The organism is Scandinavium hiltneri, assembly GCF_024764835.1.
Lineage (GTDB): Bacteria > Pseudomonadota > Gammaproteobacteria > Enterobacterales > Enterobacteriaceae > Scandinavium > Scandinavium hiltneri.
The window spans coordinates 309,019-328,459 of the sequence record NZ_JALIGE010000075.1 but is presented as its reverse complement, the minus strand read 5'-3'; the positions used below and the strand labels follow the sequence as shown (position 1 = coordinate 328,459).

The window sequence follows — 19,441 nt, the reverse complement described above, 5'->3', positions numbered from 1 at the left end:
TCCTATGGATACCTGGATTTATCTCTCGCAGGGGTTCGCCGTGGCGATGACCCCGGAAAACCTGGTGATTGCGCTGATTGGCTGCTTCGTCGGCACCATCGTTGGGCTGCTGCCCGGCCTGGGACCGATCAACGGCGTGGCCATTTTGCTGCCGCTGGCGTTCGCCCTGCATCTGCCCGCGGAATCGGCGCTGATCCTGCTCGCCACGGTGTATATCGGCTGTGAATACGGCGGGCGTATTTCATCAATTCTGCTGAACGTACCCGGCGACGCGGCGGCGATTATGACCGCGCTCGACGGCTACCCGATGGCACAGCAAGGCCGCGGCGGCGTTGCGTTGTCGATTTCCGCCGTCAGCTCGTTTATGGGATCGATGATCGCCATTTTCGGCATTATTCTGTTCGCTCCGGCGCTGGCGCAGTGGTCGCTGGCGTTTGGTCCGGCGGAGTATTTCGCTCTGATGGTATTTGCTATCGCCTGCCTCGGCAGCATGATGGCGCAAAACCCGCTGAAGTCTTTCCTGGCGGCATTGATTGGACTGGGCCTGGCGACGGTGGGCGTAGATGCCAACACCGGGGTATATCGCTTCACCTTCGACAGTGTGCATTTGTCCGACGGCGTGCAGTTTATCGTGGTGGTTATCGGTCTGTTCTCGGTGTCTGAAATTCTGCTGATGCTGGAAAGCACCAGCAGCGGCCAGACGCTGGTGCGTAAAACCGGGCGCATGATGTTTAACATGAAGGAAGCGTCGCAGTGCGTGGGTGCCACGCTGCGCTCGTCGGTGGTGGGGTTCTTCGTCGGTGTGCTGCCGGGGGCCGGAGCAACCATCGCCAGCGCCATCACCTACATGACCGAGAAGAAAATCAGCGGTAACAGCGACAGTTTCGGTAAGGGCGATATTCGCGGCGTGGCCGCGCCGGAAGCTGCGAATAACGCCTCGGCTTGTGGCTCGTTCATTCCGATGCTGACGTTGGGGGTGCCGGGTTCTGGCACCACGGCGGTGATGATGGGCGCGCTGACGCTGTATAACATCACCCCTGGCCCGGCGATGTTTACCGAACAACCGGATATCGTTTGGGGCCTGATTGCCGCGCTGCTGATTGCCAACGTGATGTTGCTTATCATGAACATTCCGCTGATTGGCCTGTTCACCCGCATGTTAACGATTCCGCTGTGGTTCCTGGTGCCGGCGATTGCTGCCGTGTCTGCGGTCGGCGTTTACGCGGTACACAGCACCACCTTTGATTTGGTGTTGATGGTGGGGCTTGGGGTGTTTGGCTATATTCTGCGGAAAATGAATTTCCCGATGTCGCCGCTGATCCTCGGGTTCGTGCTGGGGGAAATGCTGGAGCAGAACCTGCGCCGTGCGCTGTCGATCAGCAACGGCAGCATGAATATTATGTGGGAAAGCGGCGTGGCGAAAACGCTGCTGGTGCTGGCCTTCGCGGTGATCGTCATTCCACCGGTGCTGCGTCTGGTGCGTAAACGTCAGCGTAAAGCCACCGCGGAAGCGAACTAACCGCGCAGCGTGGCGTTGACCCACTCCTGTAATGCCCGGCGGGCGATTTTTATCCCGCCGGTTTTCAGGCTGGCGGGCAGCATAAACCAACACACCGGCTGCTGAAATCGCGCCAGTTTATCCATCGCCCAGTCCGGCATTTGTGTGACGTCAAAGTCATCGCCCCCTTCCACTACCGCCACCGGACGCTGACCAAATTCGTCGTCATCCAGCGGCACAATAAAGATTTGTTCAACCTGTGGATGACGCGCGATCACCCGTTCGACTTCTTCTGGCTGAATGCCTTCCCCGCCGCAGAAAAAGAGGTTATCCATGCGCCCGAGAACGGTCAGGCGATCGCCATGCAATTCACCGCGATCCCGCGTCGGGAACCAGCCTTCGGCGTTGGTCAGCGGCGTAAGCACGCCGTTTCGCCAGTAGCCAGCAGCCATGCTTTTCGCCCGCAGCCAGATTTCGCCGTCGACAACTTTCACTTCTCGCCCCGGTAACGCCGAACCCACGTCTGCTTCACCGTCGGTTTCTTTGGCACAGACCGTTGAGGCAAATTCCGTCAGCCCGTAGCCGCAAAAAGTGCGGATGCCGCATGAACGGGAATGTTCCGCCAGCTCAACGGGGATCGCCGCGCCGCCGAGCAGCACGGTATTGAGCGTGAGCGTTTCGTCGTCGTTCAGTAACCGCCACAGCTGCGTGGGCACCAGAGAAGCATGAGTGCAGCCCTCGAGCATGTGCGCCAGTGGCACGCGCTCGCGCACCGTTAAGCGCGCGCCTTTCAGTAACCAGCGCCAGAGAATACCCTGTCCGGAAACGTGAAACAGCGGCAACGACAGCAGCCAGTCGTCGGTTTCGCCGTAGGGCATCAGCGCTAATACGCCTTCGGCGCTGGCAAGATGTGCGTCCAGCGTGTGCACTGCGGCTTTTGGCAGGCCGCTGGAGCCTGACGTCAGCGTCATGGTCGCCAGGCGTTCCGCCTGCCAGGCAACGCCTGGCACATCTTTTTTAGCCTGTTGGAGCACTAGCTCAATCAGCGCGTCGAACGGATTTTCGTCGGTGAGCACTAACGCGTGGCGCAGCGAAAACTGCGGCAAGAGTGCGGCCACCAGCTCGCGCGGTAACTGAGGATTAACCGGCAAAACGCGCGCGCCGCACTGCAACAGCGCCAGCCACGCCAGCAATGTTTGCGGGTTGTTATACGCCCGCAGCAGCACCCCGTCGTCCGGCTGAACATTTTGCGCAGCAAACCCGGCGGCCAGCGCATCAACCCGCAGACACAGCTGCTGCCAGTCGAGGATTTCATCACCCAGACGCAGCGCCTGTACGCGTGGGCGCAACGTACGCCAGTGTCGCCATGGGTAATCGTGGAAAATCATAACAGCGGGTCCAGACTGTCGTGGGTCATGCACGGTAGTTCATTATGCGGCCAGCGGCGAATCAGCTGCGCCTGCATCAGGTTCAGCGTGTCCAGCCCCGGCATGGTGCCCGGCGTCAGCCAGGCGGCGATACGCGCCAGCTGCGTCAGGCCGAGACTCGATTCAATCGACGAGCTGATCACGGCGGTCAACCCCTGCTGATGGGCCGCCGCGACCTGTTCGCGAACCTTTTGCAGACTGCCGGTGAGCGTCGGTTTGATAACCACGGCCTTCACGCCCGGCTCCGCGACAAAGGCGAAATCGGCTTCACGCAGGCTTTCATCCCAAGCGATGGCGATCCCAGTTTCCTGCGCAAAGGCGCGGGAATCGTCGCGGGTGCGACACGGCTCTTCGATAAAGGCGATGCGTGAGCGATAGTCCGGATTAACATATTTGGCGAACTGCTGCGCTTTTAACGGCGTCCAGGCACGGTTAGCATCCAGACGAAGCTGTAAATCAGGCACCGCTTCCAGCAGCAGATTGACCACCATGCCGTCGCGTACCGCTTCCCACAGGCCGACTTTCACCTTTGCGACTTTCTCGCCGGGCATCGCCTGCAGCACCGCGAACAACTCATCCGGATCGCCGGTACACAGCGGCGCGGCGCGGTAATCGGCGGCGTCGGGCAGTTCGTCGTTCAGCTCCGCCAGCGCACAGCTCAGGCCAAACGCGGCAGAAGGCTCTGACGGAAATTCAGGGTCGTTCCCTTTCAGCCACGCATTAACCCAGGCAATGACCGCCGTCTGCGCGTCGTCGAGCGTTTCCAGGCTGAAGCCCGGCAAGGGCGAGATCTCGCCCCAGCCTTCGGCATCACCCAGGCAAAGCCTGACCAACAGCCCGTCGCGGGTTTTCAGCCGCCGCTCGCGCAGAACCACTCCCGCGTCCATGGGGATCTGCCAGCGGTACACCTGGGCTTTGCGCATTACGGGTTCCGTTTGAATTTGCTGAAGTCAGGCTGACGTTTCTGGTTGAAGGCGTTGCGACCTTCCTGACCTTCTTCAGTCATGTAGAACAGCATGGTGGCATTGCCCGCCAGTTCCTGCAGACCGGCCTGACCGTCGCAGTCGGCGTTGAGTGCCGCTTTCAGGCAGCGCAGCGCCATTGGGCTGTTTTGCAGCATTTCACGGCACCAGCGCACGGTCTCTTTTTCCAGGTCCGCCAGCGGAACCACGGTGTTGACCAGCCCCATATCCAGCGCTTCTTTCGCGTCGTACTGACGGCACAGGAACCAGATTTCGCGGGCTTTCTTCTGACCGACGATACGGGCCATATAAGACGCGCCCCAACCGCCGTCGAAGGAGCCGACTTTCGGGCCAGTCTGGCCGAAGATGGCGTTTTCCGCCGCGATGGTCAGGTCACACATCATGTGCAGCACGTGGCCACCGCCGATGGAGTAGCCGGCAACCATTGCCACTACAGGTTTCGGACAGGTGCGGATCTGACGCTGGAAGTCGAGCACGTTCAAGTGATGGGTGCCGGAGTCGTCCTGGTATCCGCCGTAGTCGCCGCGAACTTTCTGATCGCCGCCCGCGCAGAACGCCTTATCACCTTCGCCGGTGAGGATGATGGTGCCGACGTTATCGTCATAGCGTGCATCAGCCAGCGCCTGGATCATCTCTTTGACGGTCAGTGGGCGGAACGCGTTACGCACCTGAGGACGGTTGATGGTGATCCTGGCAATGCCGTCAGCGGATTTCTGGTAACGGATATCGGTGAAACCTTCGGAGCAGTCCTGCCATTCAACCGGGGCGTAGAGCATTTTTTCATCTGGGGAAATCATAATATGTCCTGTCGTCAGTCATTCAGAATCTGTGCCAGACAGTTCGCCACCGCTGCGGGGTTTTCCCGATGGGCGTTGTGTCCGGCGTGAGGAATTAGGTGGCATGGCGCGGCCAGTTCTTCCGCCAGTGCGCGGAATTTGGCGTCGCGTTCGCCGCATAAATATAAAAAAACATAGTCACCTGAAGCATAGCCACGGGCGGCGAGCGCCGCGCGTAAATCAGGCTGCACGCCAAGCGAGGTGGCGAGCAGCATGTCGGCCAGTCGCGGGCCGTTGTTGTCGGTGCGTAACGCCACCAGGGTCTGGCGTTGTGCGTCAGTGAGTGAGGCAAATACCGGCTGGCGATACCAGGCCTCGAAAACGTCGGCCAGCGGTTCGTGGCGAAAGCGCTGCGCCCATTGCATATCGGACTGCAAACGCACTTCACGGGCGGTGTCGTCCTGTAAGCCAGGATGACCCCCTTCGACAATCAGCCCTTTCAGACCGGGCTGTTTCGCCTGATTTGCCGCTACCATCGCCACGCGTCCACCCAGCGAGTAACCAATCAGCCAGTAACTTAGAATGTTGTAACTAACCAATGTTTCCTGCAACTCCCGACACACATCGTCGAAACGCGTCACAGAAATTGCCGCTGACCCACCGTGACCGGGCAGGTCGACATACAGCCGGGAAAACCCAGTGAGTTTCTCCCCTACCGCCTGCCATTCACGACGATCGCCAGAAAAGCCGTGCAGAAATACCAGCCACGGCTGGTTCGGTGCACCTTCGCGGGCAACGGCGTGGAGCGTCATAGCTGGCTGACCTGTGCCAGTAAGTTCTGCAGGGTCTGTGCGCCGTGGGTGTCGTTGACCACCAGCTCAATCACCGTGGTCACCGGCTGACGCCACGCGCCGTGCAGCGCATCTTCCAGCGCCGTCCAGTTTTCCGGGCGGTGGTAGCGCAGGCCGAACATGTTGGCCGCGTGCTCAAAATGGACGTTTTGCGGCATCAGATAGAAGCGTTCACGTTCTTCGCCAGGCGTCGGCAGCAGCGAGAAAATCTGCCCGCCATTGTTGTTCACCACGATCAGCACGAGCGGGGCGGAAACCTGGCGCAATAAGGCCAGGCCGTTGAGATCGTACAGCGCAGAGAGATCACCGATGATGGCCAGCGTCGATTTGGCGCTCCCGCGCTGCACGCCTGCGGCAGTGGAAATCAGCCCGTCGATGCCGCTCGCGCCGCGGTTGCTGTACACTGGGTACCCCGCCGGAAGCTTGCCCAGGGCGTCGATCAGGCGAACCACGAGGCTGTTGCCGACAAAAAGCTGGCCCTGGTCAGGCAGATATTCACTGATGCGATGCGCCAGTTGCGCTTCGCCGAAGGTTTCACGCTGGGCAACGACGGCCTGCCACGCCTGCTCTGACAGGCGCGGGATGTCCACCGCCCAGGGCTGGCGCTGCTCTGCCGGATGCTGTTCCAGCCAGGTGCCGACTTTACACACCAGACGACGGCCGCGGTGATGCGCCGGGTCGAGCCGGCCTGCAAGATTATCCACCAGCCAGTATTCATCCGGCTCACAGGTAGCCTGCCATTGCAGGAGACGTTTGCCCGTCAGACTGCTGCCGAGCTGTACCACAATTTGTGCCTGCGCCAGTTCGGTGACGGCGTTGGTGTTTCCGAGCCAGAGATCCGCGCACGGCAGCGGCTGTCCGGTTTGCGACAACACGTCGCTTATCAGCGGCCAGCCGAGCGTTTTTGCCCATTCGGCCACTTTTTTCCCTTCCGCCGCGCTCATGCGCCCGGCCACCACGACGCCGCGCTTCTGTCGCCAGAAAAACCAGTCGCGCTGCTTTTCACTTTCCAGATGCAGCCCTTCGCGCAGCCACGGCTTATCGCTTTGCCACCAGTTGCCGAGCGCTTGCTGCCAGTCGAGTCCGGTGTCATCCATTTCGCCGTACAGCGGTTCGGCGAACGGGCAGTTGATGTGTACCCCGCCGCTGTGCAGCTGGCCCAGCGCGTTATCAATCGACGAAACCAGCCAGCGGGCCGGAATATCGTGGCTCGGTCTCGGCAGAGACAGCGTTTGTGACGGATGCGAACCGAACATACCCGTCTGGCGAATCGCCTGATTGGCGCCGCAGTCGATGAGTTCCGGCGGGCGGTCGGCGGTCAGCAGAATGATTTTTTCACCGGTCAGCCCCGCTTCAATCAGCGCGGGATACAAATTGGCGGCCGCCGTTCCGGATGTGACAATCACCGCCACCGGCTGTTGGCTTGCCTTCGCCAGCCCCAGCGCCAGATGGCCGAGGCCACGTTCATCAAAATGGGTGTGGGCTATCAGAGCGCGGTTTTCCGCCGCCGCCAGCGTTAATGGCGTCGAGCGAGAGCCCGGCGCGATGCATACGTGCTGCACGCCGTGGCGAGTTAATGCTTCCAGGGTAACCGCCGCCCAGCGTCGGTTAAATGCGCTTACTGACATGAGATTGTCCGGTATCAATTTTACGTATAATTATAGATGAGTGATTCCGACAGGTTATTGATATTCGTCGGTTATCGGATAAGCAAGGAGCGTAATCCTGCTGCTTTATGGGTGATCTCCTGCCATTCCTGTTCAGGATCCGAGCCGCGAACAATCCCGGCTCCGGCATATAATCGCGCCACGTCGCCGGTGACTTTCGCCGAACGCAGCGCCACGCAAAATTCGCTTTGTTGCAGGCTGAGATAGCCCGCGGAACCCGCATACCATTCGCGGGTGAACGGCTCATGATACTCGATAAACTGCCGGGCCTGCTCGCGCGGGAGCCCGGCCACTGCGGCCGTCGGTTGAAGCAGGAACAGGCAGCGTTCGTCATCAGGGGTTTTTAGTTCGGCCTGAATACAGCGTCTGAGATGCTGCACTTTTCGCAGGCGAATCACCTGCGGTGGCAGCACTTCCAGCGCGCTGACGTCCTGCTGCAAACGCTGGCATATGTCTTCCACCACCAACAAATTTTCACGCTGATTTTTATCATCGCGCATTAGCCAGTCGGCAAAATGCTGTGCCTGTTTGTCATCAGGATGGCTCGCGACGGTGCCCGCCAGCGCTTCGGTGTCGAGCTGTTGTCCGTGGCGACGCCAGAGCCGTTCCGGCGTCGAGCCCAGAAACGCGCTTTTTGTATCGAAGGCCATCAGAAAATGGGTGCAGTTGAGATTGACGCGGCGGCTCGCCGCCATCATTGCACCGGCGTGCAGCGGTGCGGCGAATTGCAGATCGGTGGCGCGGGCGAGAACGACTTTCTCCAGTGCACCTGTGGCGATAGTGTCCGTCGCGGTTTCAATCAAGCGCAGCCAACCCGCGTGATCAGGGAAATGGCGTTCGCCTTTCAGCTCGCCGCTTAAAAGGGGCAACGGATGAGCAGGCCGCAAGGCGGTTAAAAATTCCCGCGCCGCACTGGCATCTTCCCGCAACGACGTATCGCTGCTGAGCGTCAGGCGTAATAAGGCTTTTCCCGCATCGCGCCGCCATTCCAGGCGCGGTAAAAACAGTTCACCCGTTTTCGGTTCAAAGGCGTTGAGGCCCCAGATGCGAAGCGCAGTTTGCTGCTGCTGAAGAAAGGTATTGGCGTGGGGCAACGAGGTAAAACGACGCACGGCGCCGAGAGCGGAAACCTCTTCCTGGCCGCTGCGATGCTGCCAGTAAAACTGCGGGAATATCGGCTGACTGCAAAGCCAGCTCAGGGGATCAAAGGCATCATTGAGAGGAAACGGGGTGTCGAAAATTCGTGAGCCAGGTGCATCAGGCATGTCGTCAGACAGAAAACCCAACAGGTTTTCCAGCGCAGCGGTAATGGAATGCACGCGAACCTCTCTCTGATAAAAACCATGCATTAAATACTCTAAATAATTCAAGTTGCAGGAAGGCGGCAAGCCTGCGAGTCCCCAGGAGCTTACACAGGTAAGTGACTGGGGTGAGCAGGTGTAGCCAACGCACATGCGGCTTGAAGTATGACGAGTATAATGGGTACTGCCTGAAAAAAGCAGTACCCATGATGAGGGAGAGGATTTTTATCGATGCGCTTAAACGACTATCGACGCGCTAACAACAGCCCTAATACCAGCCCGATGGCGGCACCGACGCCAATGCCCTGCCACGGTTTTTCGTGTACGTAGTCATCAGCACGGGTTACGGCCTGTTTAGCACGGTAATAATAGGTGTCTGACGCCTGGCTGACGCGGGACTGAACATCCTGTAAGGCCTGTTCAGCCCGAAGTTTGAGCTCAATATACTTCTGGTCAGCGGGATCGCCCGAGGAGCTTAAGACCTCTTCCAGAGTGTCACTCAGCAAAGCCAGATCGTCATCAATACGTGATTCATAAGAATGATAAGCCATCAGTTTTCTCCATGGTTAAACCTGTCCGCTAACTATAGACAATGGTTCAGGAGTTCGCTTCTCGCGCCATTCCGATATGCGGGATGCCGTCTTCGTCATAAACGTCGGTAACCGGGGAGAATCCAAAGTGGGCATAGAACGGTTGCAGATGCGCCTGCGCCCCCAGATACAGCGCCTTCTGCGGCCAGTTTTTCTGGCAGCTGGTGAGGGTTTGCTCCATCAGCTTATAGCCCAGTTTTTCGCCTCGTACCGCGTGGCTGATAATTACCCGACCAATCACTACCGGCTCAAATTCTTCTTCGCTTTTCAGAATCCTCGCATACGCCACCAGCTCTCCGTCGCGCCAGCCGAGGATATGCCGGTTCTCACCCAGCAGATCGTCGCCGTCGATATCCTGATAAGGACAAGTCTGCTCCACCACGAAGACCTCACAGCGCAGCTTGAGCAAAGCATACAACTGCGGGACGGTTAACTGACTGTGGTGAAGATCATTCCACTGAATCATATTGAGCTCCGTTATACTGTCGTTTTAATTTAACGCGTCGAGGACATTGCGTTATGGAATTGATTTTTCTCGGGACATCCGCAGGCGTACCGACCCGTCACCGTAATATGACGTCGATACTGCTGAATTTGCAACAACCAACGCTGTCGCAAATGTGGCTGTTTGACTGTGGCGAAGGCACGCAACATCAGTTTCTTAAAACCAGCCATCATCCGGGAAAGCTCGATAAAATCTTCATCACTCACCTGCACGGCGACCATTTGTTCGGGCTGCCGGGCCTGTTATGCAGCCGTTCGATGCAGGGCAATCCGTCGCCACTGACGATTTATGGCCCGAAGGGCATTAAAGAATTTGTCGAAATGGCGCTGCGCCTGAGCGGTTCATGGACCGATTATCCGCTCACCGTTGAAGAAATCTGCGCCGGTGAGGTGTTTGACGATGGCCTGTTTAAGGTCACCGCGTATCCGCTCAATCATCCGGTGGAATGTTTTGGCTACCGCATTGAACAGCACGATAAACCTGGCCCGCTCGACGCTCAGCGCCTTCTGGTTGACGGTATTAAAGCCGGGCCGCTGTTCCAGCAGCTGAAAAGAGGACAGACGGTTGAGATGCCGGACGGGCGCATTGTGAATGGTCAGGATTATTTAGGGGCAAGTACGCCCGGAGTAAAACTGGCGATTTTCGGTGATACCGCCCCCTGCCCGGTCGCGCTGGCGATGGCGAAAGATGTGGATGTGATGGTGCATGAAACCACGCTTGAACACGATATGGCAGAAAAGGCCAACAGCCGTGGGCACTCCTCATCGATTCAGACCGCCGAACTGGCGCGCGATGCCCACGTCGGCAAATTGATTATTACGCATGTGAGTTCCCGCTATGACCGGGAAGGCTGTCAGCGCCTGCTGGCAGAGTGTCGAAGCGTGTTTGAGCCATGCGAGCTGGCAGAAGATTTCAGCGTATTTCCTTTGGCTTAACTTTTGTGCACAAATGCCGATAACAGAGTAATAGTGTTTACTCTGAGGGCAATATGGATAATTTCCAGAAAGATATCGACGACAGGGCTAATTTGACCCTGTCGAACCGCTTCGAACTGCTGTTGTTCCGCCTTGGCGCATCAGAGGACGGCGGCAAGTCAGAACTGTTTGGCATTAACGTTTTCAAACTACGTGAAATCGTGCCGATGCCCTCCTTCACTAAACCCGCGGGCATTAAGGCCCCGGTGATGGGTATGGTGAATATTCGCGACCAGATTATCCCGGTGATTGACCTGCCGTCGGTACTGGGCTGCAAAGCCGAGAGCGGGCTGAACATTCTGCTTATCACCGAGTACGCCCGCAGCGTGCAGGCGTTTGCTGTGGAGTCGGTGGAAAACATTACTCGCCTCGACTGGGCCCAGGTTCATACTGCAGAAAAAGCGGTGAACGGCCAGTACATCACCAGCATTGCCTGCCTCGACAATGAGAAAGACAGCAATAATCTGGCGATGGTTATCGACGTAGAACAAATTCTGTATGACATCGTGCCGGCCGACCACGATCTGCACGCCACGCGTCTGACTGCGCCGAAACAGCGCATTAAACCGGGCGCGACGGCGATTGTCGCTGAGGACTCTAAGGTGGCGCGAGCAATGCTGGAGAAAGGCCTGCACGCGATGGAGATCCCGGCCAGGATGCACGTTACCGGGCTACAGGCCTGGGAGACTATCGAAAAGCTGGCGAAAGAAGCGCAGAACGAAGGCGTGCCGGTGACCGATAAAATCGCGCTGGTGCTGACCGACCTCGAAATGCCGGAGATGGATGGCTTTACCCTGACGCGTAAAATCAAATCTGACCCGCGCCTGAAAGCCATTCCGGTGGTTATCCACTCGTCGCTGTCGGGCAATGCTAACGAAGACCATATCCGCAAAGTGAAAGCCGACGGCTATGTCGCCAAGTTTGAAATTAACGAGCTGTCATCAGTGATTAAAGAAGTGCTTGAGCGCGCCGACCGTCGCGAAGAAGGCCCACTGATTAGCCGACTGCATTCGGTGTGACGTCTGTGATGGGTGCCTGAATCAGGCATCCATCAGAAAATATCGGTAGCTGAAGTCATCAAGAACATCTTCATCTCGGTCACGCTGGCGGTAACGCCTAAGTTCTTTTTTTCGACATTGCAGACGTATCGCAATATTTAGCCCATACAACTCGAGAGTTATCTGGGCTCGCCTCTGATTTTCATCCGTTGCAAGGGGATTTGGCTGCAGTTCACCATTGATATAATCAACGATGAAATAATCATCGAACTGATAACCTATTTCATCAGCAACCAAAAGTTGCTCGTCAAAATCCTCACGCTTCTGGCTTTGGCATTGATCGCAACAGGGATAAAGGTTTTCCCACTGATAGGCAAACCGCCTGAATTCTGCCCTACTTTTAGGCTTGAAGTGTTCAATAGTTTCCCGGCTCATAGCGCCCAAATCCCCACCATCACAGAATGCACAGTGCCCTTGGGTCATTTCGTTTAATAATTGTCGGGTATTTTCATAACGAAAGCGCGCTGTCCATTGAAATTTATAGGCTTCATTTTCGGCTTTTTCCGCTTCATATCGTAAACCTAATTCTTCCCAGCTCCCACTCAGATAATCAGGGCAAGCTGGTCTTTCAAAAGCAAACATAACTTATCCTTGTTTTTTGCCCAGGATGCGCTGCATTTGGCGTAATTCTAGGGAGACAATATCTGCGAGCTCGTCACCTTTTTCGCTTAATACAATTGCCAATTTAGTTATGGCTTTTTCATGTTGTTTTGTCACCAAATGGTCGCGAATAAGATCTTTGAATTGAATGAGCTGCGCTTCGGTTTCAACATCAAATTCTTCATCAATACCAAATATCTCTGACAAAATATATTGATAGCTCTTCCCCGCTTTTGAATCAACGGCAGTTATTGTGTCCGCCGTTAATGGATCTCTGCAAGCATCATGAAGAGGTTCAGGCAACTGATACACATAGGCATCCTCTACGGAACCGACAACAAAAGGTGAATGCGTCGAGACGAAAACTTGTGCATTCGGAAGCAGCTTTTGTAATGCGGGTAAAATTCGCCGTTGCCATCTAGGGTGCAGATGTATATCTACCTCATCAAGGAAAAGTAATATTGGCTGAGCGAAAATGTCAGCCTCATTTTCCCACGGAATACCTTCAAGCCTAAGTGCCAAATCACCGACCCAAGTAATAATTGACTTCAAACCCTCCGGTAATGTTTCAAATGATATATTTTTTTCATTAAAACTTATCACCACATCTAAAGGTGATCTTTTCAATTTAAATGTTAGATTAAGACCACAAACATCAAAAATAAATTCAGATATTGAGCTAAGGGCTTTTTCGTATTTCTTGGCCTCATCAAACTCTTCATCCTCTTTCGCAAGTGCATACTGAGTTTTATTGTTTGCAATCCATTGAACTAAAATTGATGGTTCGACTGTTCTCATGAACGAGAGTGCATTATCGAAAGGAGATCGCTGTATCTGCTCAATTGCGCCTAGGGTATACTCTGTCTTTTCTTGCCTACTTCCAGAATATGCGAATGCAGCAAACATAAACTGTTTAGTATTTAGCTGATCCGAATTATCATAATGAAACCAATTTACTCCAATTAAACTTTCCCAGCTATTCTCAATGCAGTAGCTAAAACCATCATTACCCCAAAGCTGTTGAAACTCAGCATGCCTTTTTACGCCAAAAGCACCTTCTTCACCTGAAAATCGAAAAAGCACGGAGCTATCTTTGCTTCGATATCTTTTTCTAACTAACTCATCGCCACCTGGCTCTGGTCGAAAGATTCCAGAAAGCGCATAAAGTAAGGTACTTTTCCCACAACCGTTTGGCCCGGTGAAAATATGAATCTCAGCCTTACGCTCGTCTTCCTTTTCACTCTTAATCTTGGGGAACTTGATATGTGTATGCTCAAACACCCCAATATCCTTCAAGGTTATACTCTCTACTCGGTATGGCTGGCGCATTACAGTTCCCTCATATCAATAAAATTATCAGCATATTACAGCGTAAAAACTAGATACTGTCATTAGCGGTTCAATTCTGCGTAACGCTGCGCAATTTTCTTCTGGCGAAAAAAAACCGCCGAGCAAGTCGACGGTTTTCGTATTTTGTAATCAGGAGATTACATCATCGGCATCGCCATCTGAACGATACTGATCAACGGCTGCGGGTAGATACCGAGGATCAGCACCAACAGCGCAGAAATCAGTACCACAATACCACCGGCGCTGTACTGCCAGTTCGACGGCGCATCGCGATTCAGCTGCTGTGGCGCTTCCAGATACAGACTCACCGCTACACGCAGGTAGTAGTAGAGACCAATCGCAGAGCCCAGTACCACCGCTCCAGTCAGCCACCACAGGTGCGCCTGAACACCGACGGCAAGCACGTAGAACTTACCGATAAAGCCGAGGGTCATCGGGATACCTGCCAGAGAGAGCATCATCACTGTCATCACCGCTGACAGGATTGGACGGTGCCAGAACAGACCACGGTAGGAGTACAGAGAATCTGCATCCGGGCCACGGTATGGGCTGGACATCAGGCTAACCACGCCGAACGCGCCGAGGCTGCTGAACAGATAACCGGCCAGGTACACGCCAACGGCTTCCATGGACATCTGACCGCTGTGCAGCGCAATCAGCGCCACCAGCAGATAACCCAGATGCGAGATGGAGGAGTAGCCGAGCAGACGCTTGATGTTAGTCTGGCTCAGCGCCATCAGGTTACCGAAGAGGATTGAGGCGCAGGCAATAATGCCCAGCACCACGCGTACCGCTTCGCTGTCACCCACTGGTGCGTACAGGAACAGACGCATAACCACGCCAAAGATAGCGATTTTGCTCGCGGTTGCCAGGAAGGTGGAAACCGGCGCAGGCGCGCCCTGATACACATCTGGCGTCCACAGGTGGAACGGAACCAGAGACAGTTTGAAGCCAAGGCCAACAATCATCAGACCCAGGCCCGCCAGCAGCAATGGCTCGTGCAGCATGTTGTCAGCCAGTGCTTTACCCAGCGCCAGGAACGACAGACTGCCAGAGTTCGCGTACACCAGCGCCATACCGAACAGCAGGAATGAAGACGCTGCAGCAGACAGAATGGTGTATTTGATACTTGCTTCGAGAGAGCGCTTTTGACGGTACGCGTAGCCAATCAGACCGAACAGCGGCAGCGAGATAAGCTCGATACCGAGGAACAGCGCAGCCATGTGGTTCGCGTTAGCCAGCAGAATCCCACCCAGCGCGGCAATCAGCACCAGCAGGTAGAACTCTTCTTTGTTGTCGTAATAGCCCTCAAGCCACGGATAGGCAAAAGTACAGGTGGCGAGACTCGCCAGCAGCACCAGCCCGGTGTAGAGCATGGCATAACCATCGACGCGCATCAGCGGCGTCACGTCCATTGCGCCAACGTGGCCAACAAACCAGAGCGACAGCAGTGCGACGTTCAGGCCAATGACCGACAGCGTGGCATTGAAGAAATGATTGCGTCGCCACGCAATGGAGAGCATCACAACCACCACCGTCAAGCCGACGATCAGCAGCGGTAGCAGTGCGATCAGTTGTTGTGGAGTTATTGTCATGGCGATTTACGGCCTTGTAGTAGAAACAGAATTAACAAACCACTGCTGAATATTGCCCATCGCAGCATGAGAAGTGTCGAGGATCGGCTGTGGGTAGAACCCGAGCAGAACCAGCAGCACCACTAACAGCAGGACGATAAACAGCTCGCGCAGCGACATCCCTGGCAATTCTTTGGCAGCAATTTCGCTTTTCGCTTTACCGAAGTAAGCGCGATGCAGCATCGCCAGCGAGTAAACGGACGCAAAGACCAGACCGAAGGTTGAAATCACGGTGATACCCGGCACGACGTGGAAGCTGCCGAACAGGATCATGAATTCACCGACGAAGTTACCGGTACCCGGCATACCCAGCGTCGCGACTGCGAAGAACATGGACAGCGCAGGCAGCCATTTAATTTTGCTCCACAGACCGCCCATCATGCGCATGTCACGCGTGTGCAGACGTTCGTACAGCTGACCACACAGAATGAACAGACCCGCCGCGGACAGACCGTGCGCAATCATCTGAATCACTGCACCCTGGTATGCCAGCTGGCTACCGGTGTAAATCGCAATCAGCACGAAGCCCATGTGCGAAACGGAGGTGTAGGCAATCAGACGTTTGATGTCGTATTGCGTAAAGGCCATCCACGCGCCGTAGAAGATACCGATAACACCCAGCCACATCGCAATAGGAGCGAACTCAGCGGACGCGTTCGGGAACAGCGGCAGTGCGAAACGCAGCATACCGTAGGCCGCGGTTTTCAACAGGATGCCCGCGAGGTCAACAGAACCCGCAGTCGGTGCCTGTGAGTGTGCGTCTGGCAGCCAACCGTGCAGCGGAACCACCGGCATTTTCACCGCGAACGCGATGAAGAAGCCGAGCATCAGCAGATATTCCACGTTGTGGGTCATTGGCGTTTTCAGCAGCTCTTCGTAGCTGAAAGTCCAGACGCCCGTTGCGCTGTAATGTACGAATACCAGCGCCAGGATCGAAATCAACATCACCAGACCACTTGCCTGGGTGTAGATGAAGAACTTGGTCGCCGCCGTGATACGCGTTTTACCATCAGAGGCTTTGTGGCCCCACAGCGCGATCAGGAAGTACATTGGAACCAGCATCATCTCCCAGAAGAAGAAGAACAGGAACATGTCGATGGCGAGGAACACGCCGATTACGCCGCCCAGGATCCACATCAGGTTGAGGTGGAAGAAGCCCTGGTATTTTTCGATTTCACGCCAGGAACACAGCACTGCCAGCACGCCGAGCAGGCCGGTCAGGACCACCATCAGCAGCGACAGACCGTCGAGTGCGAGGTGGATAGTGATGCCAAAGCGTGGGATCCACGGCAGAATAAATTCAGACTGCCATTGCGGAAGGCCAGTGGCTTGCGTCAGAGAGTAGCCGCCCTGCAACCACAGTTGCAGGGACAGGGCCAGCGTCAGTCCCATTGTAATCAGCGCAATCCAGCGCGGCATCTTCACGCCGAAGCGCTCGGTCTGCCAGCATAAGAATCCGCCGATGAACGGGATTAGTATTAGCCAGGGTAATAACATGGCGATCTATATTCCTTTTCTGTCAACTCAACGCAAAACCATCAGCAGCGCGAGAACAACCACCGCGCCAATGCTCATGGATGCCACATACCAGCGCAGATAACCGTTCTCGCTGACCAGCAGGCCTTTACCTGCAAAGCGGGAAAGAATGGCCGGGATATTCATCAGACTGTTCAGCGGATCGCGTTTCAACAGCCACGCAATACCCAGATACGGTTTGACGAAAATCATGTCATACAGCCAGTCGAAGCCCCACGCGTTGTACCACCAGGTTCCGAGCAGACGGCCCGGCGCACTGTTGGCAATCGCGGTAACCAGCGTACGTTTACCCAGCCACAGCCATGCAGCAATCAGGATGCCAGCAATCGCAACAATCCCGGAAGTGATTTCCAGCGTCAGTACGTGGCTATGCGCAAGTTCAGTCGTCTGCGGCAGTACACCCTGCAGCGGTGGCACAATCATCGCGCCAACGAAGGTGGACAGAACAAGCAGCACGATCAGCGGCAGGTGATGGGTAATGCCCTTCCCTGCGTGAGCGTGGATCTGCTCTTTGCCGTGGAACACGATGAAGATCATGCGGAAGGTATAGAGCGACGTCATGAACGCCCCCACCAGACCTGCCACCATCAGATTGACGTGACCGTTAGCCATCGCACCGGCAAGGATTTCGTCCTTACTGAAGAAGCCTGCGGTAATCAGCGGCAGAGCGGACAGCGCCGCGCCCCCGACCAGGAAGCAGACGTAAACCAGCGGAATCGACTTACGCAGGCCACCCATCTTGAAGATGTTCTGCTCGTGGTGACACGCCAGGATGACCGAACCGGAGGAGAGGAACAGCAGTGCTTTAAAGAACGCGTGCGTCATCAGGTGGAAAATCGCCGCATCCCACGCCTGTACGCCCAGCGCCAGGAACATGTAGCCAATCTGGCTCATGGTGGAGTACGCGAGTACGCGTTTGATGTCGGTTTGCACCAGCGCGGCGAAACCCGCCAGCACCAGCGTAACCGCACCGACGATCCCGACTAAATGCAGAATTTCCGGCGTCATCAGGAACAGACCGTGGGTACGGGCAATCAGGTAGACGCCCGCGGTAACCATGGTCGCGGCATGGATCAGCGCAGAAACCGGCGTTGGACCGGCCATGGCATCCGCAAGCCAGGTCTGCAACGGCAGCTGTGCAGATTTACCCACCGCACCACCCAGCAGCATCAGCGTCGCCCAGGTCAACATATTGTTGCCCGCTTCGAAGTGCGCAGGTGCCAGTTCAACCATTTCGCGGAAGTTCAGCGTGCCGAGCTCGTTGTAGAGAATGAACAGCGCGAACGCGAGGAAGACGTCACCCACACGGGTCACGACGAACGCTTTCATTGCCGCTGCGCCATTCTTCGGATCGGTGTAGTAGAAACCGATCAGCAGATAGGAGCACAGGCCCACGCCTTCCCAGCCGAGATACATCAGCAGCAGGTTATCACCCAGCACCAACACCACCATGCTCGCAATGAACAGGTTGGTGTAGGCGAAGAAGCGAGAGTAACCCTCTTCACCGCGCATGTACCAGGAAGCGAACATGTGGATAAGGAAGCCGACACCGGTAACCACGGAGAGCATGGTCAGCGACAGGCCGTCCAGCACCAGGTTGAAACCGATATTGAAATCACCGACTGACATCCAGGTCCACAGTGGAACGCTGATTGCCTGTTTGCCGTTAGCGAAGAAATCAACGCCAACAAACGCGGTAACCAGCGCCGCCAGGCCGACAGACCCCATACCGATGGTGGCGGAAACGTTTTCCGACCAACGGCCACGGGAGAAGGACAGCAGTAAGAAGCCAATCAATGGCAAAATGATGGTTAAGGCAAGCATGTTCATCCACGCAACTCACTTACTGAATCGATGTTCAGGTTCTGGCGGCGACGGTGGAGCTGCAGCAGCAGCGCCAGGCCAATACTCGCCTCCGCAGCCGCAAGGCTGATAGCGAGGATATACATTACCTGACCGTCGGTCTGGCCCCAGTAGCTGCCAGCGACCACAAAGGCCAGCGCGGCGGCGTTAATCATGATTTCCAGACCGATCAGCATAAACAGCAGATTGCGGCGGATAACCAGACCTGTCAGACCGAGAACGAAGAGGACAGCGGCGAGGATCAGTCCATGTGTTAAGGGGATCATGCGCGCTCCTCCGATTTTCTTTTCGCGCTATCGTTCGAACGGTTGCTCAGTACTTCACCGGCACGCTCTTCGCGTCCCAGGTGGAAGGCAACAACCAGACCCGCCAGCAGCAGCATGGAGGCCAGCTCCACCGCCAGTACGTACGGACCAAACAGGGCGATACCGACTTCTTTAGCGCTGATAGCGTTGCCTTCGATACCCTGGTCGCTCACGCCCAGGATACCGTAAACAATCACCGCCAACAGGATTACGGACAGCACACCAGGCCCAATCCAGACCTGCGGCTTCAGCCACTGGCGTTCCTGTTCGATTTCAGCTCCACCCAGGTTCAGCATCATCACCACGAATACGAACAGAACCATGATGGCTCCAGCGTAGACGATAATCTCCAGCGCACCGGCGAAGTACGCGCCGAGCGAGAAGAACACCCCGGCAATCGCCAGCAGTGAGATGATCAGGTACAACAACGCATGCACCGGATTGGTGTGCGTGATGACCCGTAGCGTGGCCAGGATGGCGACCAGACCACAAATATAAAATGCGAATTCCATTGCCCCTCTCC

The 19,441-nt window shown here is 55.9% G+C and carries 18 protein-coding genes; 3 read left to right on the top strand and 15 right to left on the bottom strand.

The window, feature by feature from the left end; all coding sequences use genetic code 11:
* Positions 1-4 precede the first annotated feature (4 nt).
* Positions 5-1,519, top strand: a complete 1,515-nt coding sequence (locus MUU47_RS16605; protein ID WP_258989235.1) for a tripartite tricarboxylate transporter permease — start codon at positions 5-7, stop codon at positions 1,517-1,519.
* Here MUU47_RS16605 and menE read toward each other — a convergent pair.
* The 8 genes from menE to MUU47_RS16565 all read right to left on the bottom strand — a co-directional run bounded on the left by menE (position 1,516) and on the right by MUU47_RS16565 (position 9,559).
* Positions 1,516-2,886 carry an o-succinylbenzoate--CoA ligase gene (menE, locus tag MUU47_RS16600; protein ID WP_258989234.1) on the bottom strand — a complete coding sequence of 457 codons (1,371 nt, stop codon included), beginning with the start codon at positions 2,884-2,886 and terminating at the stop codon, positions 1,516-1,518. The two genes, MUU47_RS16605 and menE, sit on opposite strands and share 4 nt — an antisense overlap.
* Complete coding sequence (gene menC, locus MUU47_RS16595) at positions 2,883-3,848, bottom strand: o-succinylbenzoate synthase (protein WP_258989233.1); 966 nt, start codon at positions 3,846-3,848, stop codon at positions 2,883-2,885. The genes menE and menC overlap by 4 nt, the downstream gene beginning before the upstream one ends.
* A complete protein-coding gene (gene menB / locus MUU47_RS16590; protein ID WP_258989232.1) occupies positions 3,848-4,705 on the bottom strand; it encodes a 1,4-dihydroxy-2-naphthoyl-CoA synthase in 858 nt (285 codons plus the stop codon). The genes menC and menB overlap by 1 nt, the downstream gene beginning before the upstream one ends.
* 14 nt (positions 4,706-4,719) lie before the next feature.
* On the bottom strand, positions 4,720-5,496 hold the full coding sequence (menH, locus tag MUU47_RS16585) for a 2-succinyl-6-hydroxy-2,4-cyclohexadiene-1-carboxylate synthase (RefSeq protein WP_258989231.1): 777 nt from the start codon (positions 5,494-5,496) through the stop codon (positions 4,720-4,722).
* Positions 5,493-7,163 (bottom strand): 2-succinyl-5-enolpyruvyl-6-hydroxy-3-cyclohexene-1-carboxylic-acid synthase, encoded by a 1,671-nt coding sequence (gene menD / locus MUU47_RS16580; protein ID WP_258989230.1) that lies wholly within the window; start codon positions 7,161-7,163, stop codon positions 5,493-5,495. The genes menH and menD overlap by 4 nt, the downstream gene beginning before the upstream one ends.
* A 71-nt stretch (positions 7,164-7,234) precedes the next feature.
* On the bottom strand, positions 7,235-8,521 hold the full coding sequence (menF, locus tag MUU47_RS16575) for an isochorismate synthase MenF (RefSeq protein ID WP_258989229.1): 1,287 nt from the start codon (positions 8,519-8,521) through the stop codon (positions 7,235-7,237).
* 227 nt (positions 8,522-8,748) lie between these two features.
* Entirely contained in the window at positions 8,749-9,054 is a 306-nt protein-coding gene (gene elaB / locus MUU47_RS16570) for a stress response protein ElaB (protein WP_258989228.1), read from the bottom strand.
* 46 nt (positions 9,055-9,100) lie between these two features.
* Positions 9,101-9,559 (bottom strand): GNAT family N-acetyltransferase, encoded by a 459-nt coding sequence (locus tag MUU47_RS16565; protein WP_258989227.1) that lies wholly within the window; start codon positions 9,557-9,559, stop codon positions 9,101-9,103.
* Between the two features lie 53 nt (positions 9,560-9,612).
* On the opposite strand from MUU47_RS16565, the gene rnz reads away from it, so the two are divergent.
* Both rnz and MUU47_RS16555 read left to right on the top strand, forming a co-directional pair.
* Positions 9,613-10,533: a ribonuclease Z gene (gene rnz, locus MUU47_RS16560; protein ID WP_258989226.1), complete on the top strand. Its 921-nt coding sequence runs from the start codon at positions 9,613-9,615 to the stop codon at positions 10,531-10,533.
* Positions 10,534-10,586: 53 nt separating this feature from the next.
* Positions 10,587-11,591 (top strand): chemotaxis protein, encoded by a 1,005-nt coding sequence (locus tag MUU47_RS16555; RefSeq protein WP_258989225.1) that lies wholly within the window; start codon positions 10,587-10,589, stop codon positions 11,589-11,591.
* 21 nt (positions 11,592-11,612) lie between these two features.
* On the opposite strand, the gene MUU47_RS16550 is transcribed toward MUU47_RS16555, so the two are convergent.
* The 7 genes from MUU47_RS16550 to nuoJ all read right to left on the bottom strand — a co-directional run bounded on the left by MUU47_RS16550 (position 11,613) and on the right by nuoJ (position 19,430).
* A complete protein-coding gene (locus tag MUU47_RS16550; RefSeq protein ID WP_258989224.1) occupies positions 11,613-12,212 on the bottom strand; it encodes an HNH endonuclease family protein in 600 nt (199 codons plus the stop codon).
* Positions 12,213-12,215: 3 nt separating this feature from the next.
* Positions 12,216-13,559 carry an AAA family ATPase gene (locus MUU47_RS16545; RefSeq protein ID WP_258989223.1) on the bottom strand — a complete coding sequence of 448 codons (1,344 nt, stop codon included), beginning with the start codon at positions 13,557-13,559 and terminating at the stop codon, positions 12,216-12,218.
* 158 nt (positions 13,560-13,717) lie between these two features.
* Complete coding sequence (gene nuoN, locus MUU47_RS16540) at positions 13,718-15,175, bottom strand: NADH-quinone oxidoreductase subunit NuoN (protein WP_258989221.1); 1,458 nt, start codon at positions 15,173-15,175, stop codon at positions 13,718-13,720.
* Positions 15,176-15,181: 6 nt separating this feature from the next.
* A complete protein-coding gene (nuoM, locus tag MUU47_RS16535) occupies positions 15,182-16,711 on the bottom strand; it encodes an NADH-quinone oxidoreductase subunit M (protein ID WP_258989219.1) in 1,530 nt (509 codons plus the stop codon).
* 27 nt (positions 16,712-16,738) lie between these two features.
* The gene (gene nuoL, locus MUU47_RS16530) at positions 16,739-18,580 is read right to left on the bottom strand and encodes an NADH-quinone oxidoreductase subunit L (RefSeq protein ID WP_258968104.1); all 1,842 of its coding nucleotides are present in this window, start codon (positions 18,578-18,580) and stop codon (positions 16,739-16,741) included.
* The gene (nuoK, locus tag MUU47_RS16525; protein WP_013365455.1) at positions 18,577-18,879 is read right to left on the bottom strand and encodes an NADH-quinone oxidoreductase subunit NuoK; all 303 of its coding nucleotides are present in this window, start codon (positions 18,877-18,879) and stop codon (positions 18,577-18,579) included. Before nuoK ends, nuoL begins: the two co-directional genes overlap by 4 nt.
* The gene (gene nuoJ, locus MUU47_RS16520; protein ID WP_258989217.1) at positions 18,876-19,430 is read right to left on the bottom strand and encodes an NADH-quinone oxidoreductase subunit J; all 555 of its coding nucleotides are present in this window, start codon (positions 19,428-19,430) and stop codon (positions 18,876-18,878) included. The genes nuoK and nuoJ overlap by 4 nt, the downstream gene beginning before the upstream one ends.
* Positions 19,431-19,441: the final 11 nt, after the last annotated feature.

What these genes read in the sequence shown, in the direction of transcription:
- MUU47_RS16605 (WP_258989235.1), top strand. Translation starts at nt 5, where the DNA reads ATGGATACCTGGATTTATCTCTCGCAGGGGTTCGCCGTGGCGATGACC.
- menE (WP_258989234.1), bottom strand. Translation starts at nt 2,886, where the DNA reads ATGATTTTCCACGATTACCCATGGCGACACTGGCGTACGTTGCGCCCA.
- menC (WP_258989233.1), bottom strand. Translation starts at nt 3,848, where the DNA reads ATGCGCAAAGCCCAGGTGTACCGCTGGCAGATCCCCATGGACGCGGGA.
- menB (WP_258989232.1), bottom strand. Translation starts at nt 4,705, where the DNA reads ATGATTTCCCCAGATGAAAAAATGCTCTACGCCCCGGTTGAATGGCAG.
- menH (WP_258989231.1), bottom strand. Translation starts at nt 5,496, where the DNA reads ATGACGCTCCACGCCGTTGCCCGCGAAGGTGCACCGAACCAGCCGTGG.
- menD (WP_258989230.1), bottom strand. Translation starts at nt 7,163, where the DNA reads ATGTCAGTAAGCGCATTTAACCGACGCTGGGCGGCGGTTACCCTGGAA.
- elaB (WP_258989228.1), bottom strand. Translation starts at nt 9,054, where the DNA reads ATGGCTTATCATTCTTATGAATCACGTATTGATGACGATCTGGCTTTG.
- MUU47_RS16565 (WP_258989227.1), bottom strand. Translation starts at nt 9,559, where the DNA reads ATGATTCAGTGGAATGATCTTCACCACAGTCAGTTAACCGTCCCGCAG.
- rnz (WP_258989226.1), top strand. Translation starts at nt 9,613, where the DNA reads ATGGAATTGATTTTTCTCGGGACATCCGCAGGCGTACCGACCCGTCAC.
- MUU47_RS16555 (WP_258989225.1), top strand. Translation starts at nt 10,587, where the DNA reads ATGGATAATTTCCAGAAAGATATCGACGACAGGGCTAATTTGACCCTG.
- MUU47_RS16550 (WP_258989224.1), bottom strand. Translation starts at nt 12,212, where the DNA reads ATGTTTGCTTTTGAAAGACCAGCTTGCCCTGATTATCTGAGTGGGAGC.
- MUU47_RS16545 (WP_258989223.1), bottom strand. Translation starts at nt 13,559, where the DNA reads ATGCGCCAGCCATACCGAGTAGAGAGTATAACCTTGAAGGATATTGGG.
- nuoN (WP_258989221.1), bottom strand. Translation starts at nt 15,175, where the DNA reads ATGACAATAACTCCACAACAACTGATCGCACTGCTACCGCTGCTGATC.
- nuoM (WP_258989219.1), bottom strand. Translation starts at nt 16,711, where the DNA reads ATGTTATTACCCTGGCTAATACTAATCCCGTTCATCGGCGGATTCTTA.
- nuoL (WP_258968104.1), bottom strand. Translation starts at nt 18,580, where the DNA reads ATGAACATGCTTGCCTTAACCATCATTTTGCCATTGATTGGCTTCTTA.
- nuoK (WP_013365455.1), bottom strand. Translation starts at nt 18,879, where the DNA reads ATGATCCCCTTAACACATGGACTGATCCTCGCCGCTGTCCTCTTCGTT.
- nuoJ (WP_258989217.1), bottom strand. Translation starts at nt 19,430, where the DNA reads ATGGAATTCGCATTTTATATTTGTGGTCTGGTCGCCATCCTGGCCACG.